Source organism: Bradyrhizobium guangdongense (genome assembly GCF_006483445.1).
Taxonomy (GTDB): Bacteria; Pseudomonadota; Alphaproteobacteria; order Rhizobiales; family Xanthobacteraceae; genus Bradyrhizobium; species Bradyrhizobium guangdongense_A.
On the sequence record NZ_PPPT01000307.1, the window covers coordinates 1 to 6,212 of the forward strand.

A 6,212-nucleotide genomic window follows, 5' to 3' on the forward strand; every position below is an offset into this window, starting at 1 on the left:
CGGCCGCGCCGGCACGCTTGCGGAGTTTCGGTCCTATCTCGAAACGCTGGGCAGCCGCTATCTCGCGCCGGGTCAGTCGATGAGCGTCGACATCCTCGACATCGATCTCGCCGGTCAGGTCGAACCACGCAACCGCGGTTCGGAGGTGAGGGTGATGCGCGACGTCACGCCGCCGCGCATCAGGCTGCGTTACACGCTGAGCACAAGAGGCAGAGGCACGCGAAGCGGCGAAGACGTTCTGAGCGACATCAACTATCAGGCCGGCGGCCGTTCTTCGATCGGCCAGTTCAGCTACGAGAAATCGCTGCTCAGCGACTGGTTCAGGCGCATCACCGGCGCTCAATGATGGCAATCATGATTGCGATCAAGCCTCGAATTGATTGCAACCAAATTGCGAAGCAGCGCGCATTGGAATTGACCGCCTTGCGGGTGCTCGGCATATTTCGCGGCAAGTTGAGCCCATAAGACTCACATCTGGGAGAGATGCCATGAAGCCTTGTCTCGCCATACTAGCGGGGACGCTGCTGTCTGCCGTGTCCTTCGCATCATCCGCTCAAGCCCAAGCCCAGCCAGCCTGCGTGACCCAGAACATGGCGGTGCCTCCCGGGGCCAACACGACCGATAAGGCCGCGCCTTTCTTCATCGACACGACCGGTCTCGACTTCAAGACGGCGCCGCCGACACGCGACCCCAAGAGCGCGAACTATCCGCCTGCCACCGAGCTTGCCGACGGCGCGCTGCCGACGGCTGGTGCCGAGGGCAATTTCATCATCGGTCCGACGCATGCGCCAGCGCCAGACACGATCGCGAAAGAGGGCGTACCGCGCGGCAAGGTCACGTCTTTCACGGTGTCGTCGAAGGACAGCGTGATCTATAACCCCGGCCTGATCCGCGACGATGTGGCCGGTTGCAGCAACAGCTCGATCATGACGACGGTGACCGCGCCTGATGACAAGTCGCACATGGTCGTCACCACAAGCCATCCCGGCATCTGGTCGCGCAACATCGACGTCTACGTTCCCGCGCAATATGTCGCCGGCACCGAGGCGCCGTTCATCGTGGTCGGCGACGGCGGCTCGACCGCCTACAAGGACCTCGCCGTCACCCTCGACAATCTGATTGCGCAGCGCCGCGTGCCGCCGATGATTGCGATCCAGGTCGGCAATGGCGGGCAGGATGCGCAAGGCAGCCAGCGCGGCCGTGAATACGATACGGTGTCAGGTGCCTATGCTCAGTTCATTGAGCGCGAGGTGCTGCCGCTGGTCGAGCAGAACGCCGGGGTCAAGCTCACCAGGAACCCTGACGGGCGCGCGACCATGGGCCTGAGCTCCAGCGGCGCGGCGGCCTTCACCATGGCGTGGTTTCATCCCGTGCTCTATCACAAGGTCTTGGCCTTCTCGCCGACCATGGTGAACCAGCAATGGCCGCATGATCCGTCGCTGCGCGGCGGCGCCTGGGAGTATCACAGCGCCTGGCCCGGCCCGGCAACGCCCAACCTCATTGTGAAAGCCGGCGTGCTGACGCCGTCAGATCCGCCCGGCGTGCCGCTGATCCCGAGCGCCCCCACCAAGCCGATCCGCTTCTGGTTCTTCGTCGGTGACCAGGATTTGTTCTATCCGAACCCAGTCATTCCCGATGGCATGCACGACTGGACCCTGTCGAACGGGCTGATGGCGAAGGTGCTGGCCGACAAGGGCTATCACTACCAGTTCCTGTTCGTGCGTAACGCCAAGCATGTCGATCGCCCGACGATTGCACAGACGCTGCCATATGCGCTGGAATGGCTGTGGAAGGGCTATCCGATTCCCTAGAGCATGATCCGGAAAAGTGTGAAGCGGTTTTCCGAAGAGATCATGCTCAAACAAAGAGCTAAAGCGCGATGACGATTCGACCTAACGCCATCGCGCTTTAGACGTCTCAGGCCGCCGTCACCCGCACCGGCATGCTCGTCAGCCCGCGCAGCGAATTGTTGAGCAGCCGTTTCGGCTCGCCGGCGAGCTCGATGGTCTTCACGCGGCGCGCCAGCTCGCCGAGGATCAGTTCGCCCTCGAGGCGTGCGATCATCTGGCCGACGCAGGCGTGGATGCCGGCGCCGAAGCCGACATGGCCGGTCGCGTTGCGCTCGACCTCAAAACTGTCAGGGCGATCCCACTTCAGGGGATCGCGGTTGGCTGACGCCATGAACAGCAGCACCTTGCGATGCGCCGGGATGAATTCGCCGCCGATCTCGACGTCGCGCGACGTGGTGCGGAAGAAGGTCTGCACCGGTGAATCATAGCGCAGGCCTTCCTCAAAAGCGTTGCGCGCCAGCTCCGGCCGCTCGCGCAGCTTGCGGTATTGGTCCGGATGGGTGGCGAGCGCCAGCACGGCATTGCCGATGCCGTTGACGGTGGTGTCGACGCCGGCGGTAAGGAAGGGACGCACCAGATGGGTCGCTTCCTGCTCGGTGATCTCGCCCTCGTCGGCGGCCTCGTAGATCATCATGCCGAGGCTGTCGGGCTTAAGCGCACTGCGCGCGCAGCATTCCATGATCCAGCTTTGGGCAGCGAGACCGGCTTGTCGCGTTGCCGCGAGCTGCTCGTTATCAGGACCAAAGCTGTTGAACACAAAAGTGCTCCAGGCCAGCAGCTTTTCGCGGCCGTCGGGGCGAATGCCGATGGCGTCGGGAAAGACCTTCATCGGATAGGCTTCCGCGAGATCGCGCATCGCATCGAACGTGCCCTTGTCGAGCAGCTCCGACACTTTCGTCTCGGCCTCTTTCTGAAAGGTCTCGCGCAATTTCCTGGCGATGCCCGGCGACAGGGTGCGGCCGAGCACGCGGCGGCCCTTGTCGTGGTCGGGCGGGTCGATCTGGAGCGTCAGCGGCTTTGGCAGCGCCGGGTTCATCCCGTTGAGGCCGACGCCTTCGCCGCTGATGAAGGTGCGCCAGTCCTTCAAGGCCTGCTCGACCTCGGCATAGCGCGCCATCGCCCAGATATCGTAACGCTCGATCCGGAAGATTGGGCCGAGTGCGCGCAGGCCTTCATAGGCAGGATACGGGTCTGCCAAAAAATCCGGCGCAAACGGGTCGCCGCCGTAAGACGCGATGGCGTTCATCGTCACCTCGTTACTTCACAAGCGGGCATTGTCCATCGGCCTCGGGCCGGAACGCGTCCTCGCCCTTGATCGTGCCGACCACCTTCAGCAGATCCCAGGCCGACTTGGACTCGTCGGGCGCCTTGACCTGGAGCAGGTAGAGCGGATGGATCTTTCGGCCGTCCTTGCGGATGTAGCCCTTGCCGTAGAGCGGATCGTCGGTGGGCATGTCCTTCATCGCCGCGACCACGGCCTTGCCGTCGCCGGCGCCGCCGACCTTGTCGATGGCCTTGAGATAGTGGATCACCGAGGCGTAGACGCCGGCCTGCATGTCATTCGGATAGGCCTTTGACGGAATGCGCTCGGCAAAACGCTTTGCGAAGGCGCGGGTGCCGTCGTTCAGGTCCCAGTAGAACGGGTTCATGATCTGGGCGCCTTGCGCGAAGCGCAGCGTGAGGGCAGGGAGCCCGTTCATGCCGAGGATAAGCCCGGCGAGCTTGTGATCCTTGGTCAGCCCGAACTCGGCGGCCTGCTTCATCGACGTGATGGTGTCGTCACCGGCGTTCGCAATGCCGATGATATCGGCGCCCGAAGCCTGCGCCTGCAGCAGGAACGAGGCGTAGTCAGCCGTTCCGAGCGGGTGGCGGACGGCGCCGAGCACCTGGCCGCCCGACGCCTTCACGGCCTCGGAGGCCTGCTTCTCGAGGTCGTGGCCGAAGGCGTAATCGGCAGTGATGAAGAACCATTTCTTGCCGCCCTGCTGGACGATCGCCTTGCCGAGGCCGCGACCATACGCATACGTGTCGTAGGTCCAGTGCACGGTATTCGGCGTGCACTTCTCGCCGGTCAGCAGCGCCGTGCCTGCGCCCGATCCGACGAACACCTTGTTCTTCTCGGCGCTCATGCCGGCGACCGCGAGCGCGATCGAGGAGTTGGGCACGTCGAAGATCGCATCGACGCCCTCGTTCTCGTACCAGCGACGCGCGATGCCGATCCCGATGTCGGTCTTGTTCTGATGATCGGCGGCCACGACCTCGACGGGCTTGCCGCCGGCCTTTCCGCCGTAATCCTCGACCGCCATCCTGGCGGCGACGACGGAGCCGATGCCTTGATAGCTCGCGAACGGACCGGACTGGTCGTTCAGGATGCCGATCTTCACCGCGCCCTGCGCAAGGGCAGGCACTGGCGCGAGCAACATGGTCCAGACGCAGGCCTGCCGCAGCAATGTGATGCGCATTGTCTCCTCCTCCTGCGGTCTCGTGTGCCGCTGATAATTAATAGTTATATTTTATATCTATTTTCGATCGTGTCAATTTACCCGGCGCGGGTAGACTGGGTCCTGCGGTGAGACGGGAGCCTGTGAGTCGTGAAATCAGATCGATCGGAACGGAAGAAATCGCTGGATTTGCGGGCACTTCGGGCCACGCCGGGCTTCATGCTGCGGCTCGCCCAGTTGAAGTTTTTCGAGGGCTTTTACGAGCATTTTGCCGCGTTCGGCGTGACGCCGGCGACCTACGCGATCCTGACCCTGATCCGGGACAATCCGGGCATTCCCCCGAGCAGCCTGGCAAGCCTGCTCCGGCTCAAGCTGCCGAACCTGATCAAGATCCTGAACGAGCTGGAAACATCCGGCTCCATCAAGCGCAGCCGTTCCAAGGCGGACCGCCGCGCGGTCGAGCTGGTCCTCACCGCAAAAGGGGCGAAACTCATCAACGACGCGGCACGCACCACCGAGCCGTACAATCGCCTGATGCTCGCGCCGCTGAACGAGGCCGAGCGGACTACGCTGCTTTCGCTGCTCAACCGCGTGGTGCCGCTCGACGGCGGGTAAGGGCCCAGGCGACTCGGGATTCTCGCGAACGTCCGAGGCCGCCGGGTTTACTCATCCACGCCCTAGCTAGAACCCGCCCAGCCGAAAGATCTGGTTCACGGAATTGGCGTCGTGCGCGCTGGTAATGCAGGTCCATTGCTGGAGACGCGCCTCCGATCGCGGCGGCGCGGGGAAGTCGGCATTGCCGGCATCGAGACATTTGCGGCTGCTCACGGACCTGAGGATGACACCGTTACCCATGGGCTCAGACCTCCAGCGCTGGTTAGGTCCGAAGTGGCAACGGAACTGGATGACGGGCACGCCGTCCTGTTGGGCGGCTCCGACCACGTCGAGACAGGTGTTGCCGGTGTGTTGTGCGACCAGCGAGAAGCTGCCGTCGGTTTCGACGGCCTGTTCGAACAATTGATGCTTTCCCCCGTTCGAGCGAAACAGGATGACGGGCTGAAAATCGTTCGGCAGGCCACCCACAATGTCGACGACGAGGCCGGAAGAAGGATTGCTGATGTTGAATTCGGCCCTGGCCGAATTGAAATGTCCGGAAACGAGCAGCGTCATGGCCGCAGCGGCCGAGTAACGCATGACAGGGAAATGACCAAACATATCGATGCCTCCAATATTGCATGTTGCAGCCGTGGCCTTGATGCCCAACCGCCTGTTCTCGCGTCGCGAATGCGACAGCGTAGCGAGCCGTTGCCGCGCGACCGATGATCTATCTAAAGTAGAAGATGCCGTTGTGAACCAACTCACATCGCGGTTGAGGTCACGACAACTTGTTGTGGTCGCCGTGCGAAGCGGGGCAGGTGACGTCGGCTATTTCTGACATTGGCCGCTAAAGCAGGCAATCACCGGCAACACGGGTTAACTCTCCCGCCCCAAAATCCGCCAATTCGATGGTCACTAAGCCCTTCGGGAAGCCATTCGTTGCTCCCTTGGGTGGAATTGGGGGCGCATGGTCGATCCGAGGCGAATTGCGGTGTTTGCAGCGGCAATGCTGCTCGCCTTGTGGTCCACGGTGGCGGTGGCTTCACCGGCGAAGTCGAAGCCCAGGCCCGTCGCGGTCGAAACCGCCGCACCGGCTCCGCCTGCGGAGACCGAGCCCCTGCCGCAGCCACGCGTCTATCTGTTCCGTGGCGCGATGGGGCCGCTGTTCTCGACCGGCATGGACAGGCTTGGCGAGAAACTCACGAAGGCCGGCCTTGTCGCCGACGTCTACGAGTTCACGATCTGCCGGCTGGTCGCCGAGCGCGCGCTGACGAAATATCGTGAGGAGCCGGCGCCGATCGTCCTGATCGGACACTCCATGGGC

General features: G+C 63.0%; 6 protein-coding genes and 1 pseudogene. 4 read left to right on the forward strand and 3 right to left on the reverse strand.

Going from position 1 to position 6,212, the window contains the following annotated elements; genetic code table 11:
• Together C2U70_RS32250 and C2U70_RS32255 are read left to right on the forward strand one after the other, a co-directional pair.
• The coding region (locus C2U70_RS32250; protein ID WP_140982727.1) for a DUF3016 domain-containing protein at positions 1-346 on the forward strand (346 nt) is incomplete at its 5' end.
• Between the two features lie 142 nt (positions 347-488).
• Entirely contained in the window at positions 489-1,811 is a 1,323-nt protein-coding gene (locus tag C2U70_RS32255) for an alpha/beta hydrolase (RefSeq protein ID WP_140982730.1), read from the forward strand.
• 106 nt (positions 1,812-1,917) lie between these two features.
• Here the strand turns inward: C2U70_RS32255 and C2U70_RS32260 are convergent, their stop codons facing one another.
• Together C2U70_RS32260 and C2U70_RS32265 are read right to left on the reverse strand one after the other, a co-directional pair.
• Positions 1,918-3,096: a cytochrome P450 gene (locus C2U70_RS32260; RefSeq protein WP_140982732.1), complete on the reverse strand. Its 1,179-nt coding sequence runs from the start codon at positions 3,094-3,096 to the stop codon at positions 1,918-1,920.
• Between the two features lie 10 nt (positions 3,097-3,106).
• Complete coding sequence (locus tag C2U70_RS32265; RefSeq protein WP_140982734.1) at positions 3,107-4,312, reverse strand: ABC transporter substrate-binding protein; 1,206 nt, start codon at positions 4,310-4,312, stop codon at positions 3,107-3,109.
• Positions 4,313-4,441: 129 nt separating this feature from the next.
• Here C2U70_RS32265 and C2U70_RS32270 point away from each other — a divergent pair, with 129 nt between their 5' ends.
• Complete coding sequence (locus C2U70_RS32270; protein ID WP_246666923.1) at positions 4,442-4,906, forward strand: MarR family winged helix-turn-helix transcriptional regulator; 465 nt, start codon at positions 4,442-4,444, stop codon at positions 4,904-4,906.
• Between the two features lie 66 nt (positions 4,907-4,972).
• Here the strand turns inward: C2U70_RS32270 and C2U70_RS32275 are convergent, their stop codons facing one another.
• On the reverse strand, positions 4,973-5,554 hold the full coding sequence (locus C2U70_RS32275) for an RICIN domain-containing protein (RefSeq protein ID WP_140982737.1): 582 nt from the start codon (positions 5,552-5,554) through the stop codon (positions 4,973-4,975).
• Positions 5,555-5,855: 301 nt separating this feature from the next.
• Between C2U70_RS32275 and C2U70_RS32280 the strand changes: the two are divergent.
• Positions 5,856-6,212: pseudogene (locus C2U70_RS32280) on the forward strand (LysM peptidoglycan-binding domain-containing protein); the annotation flags it as partial.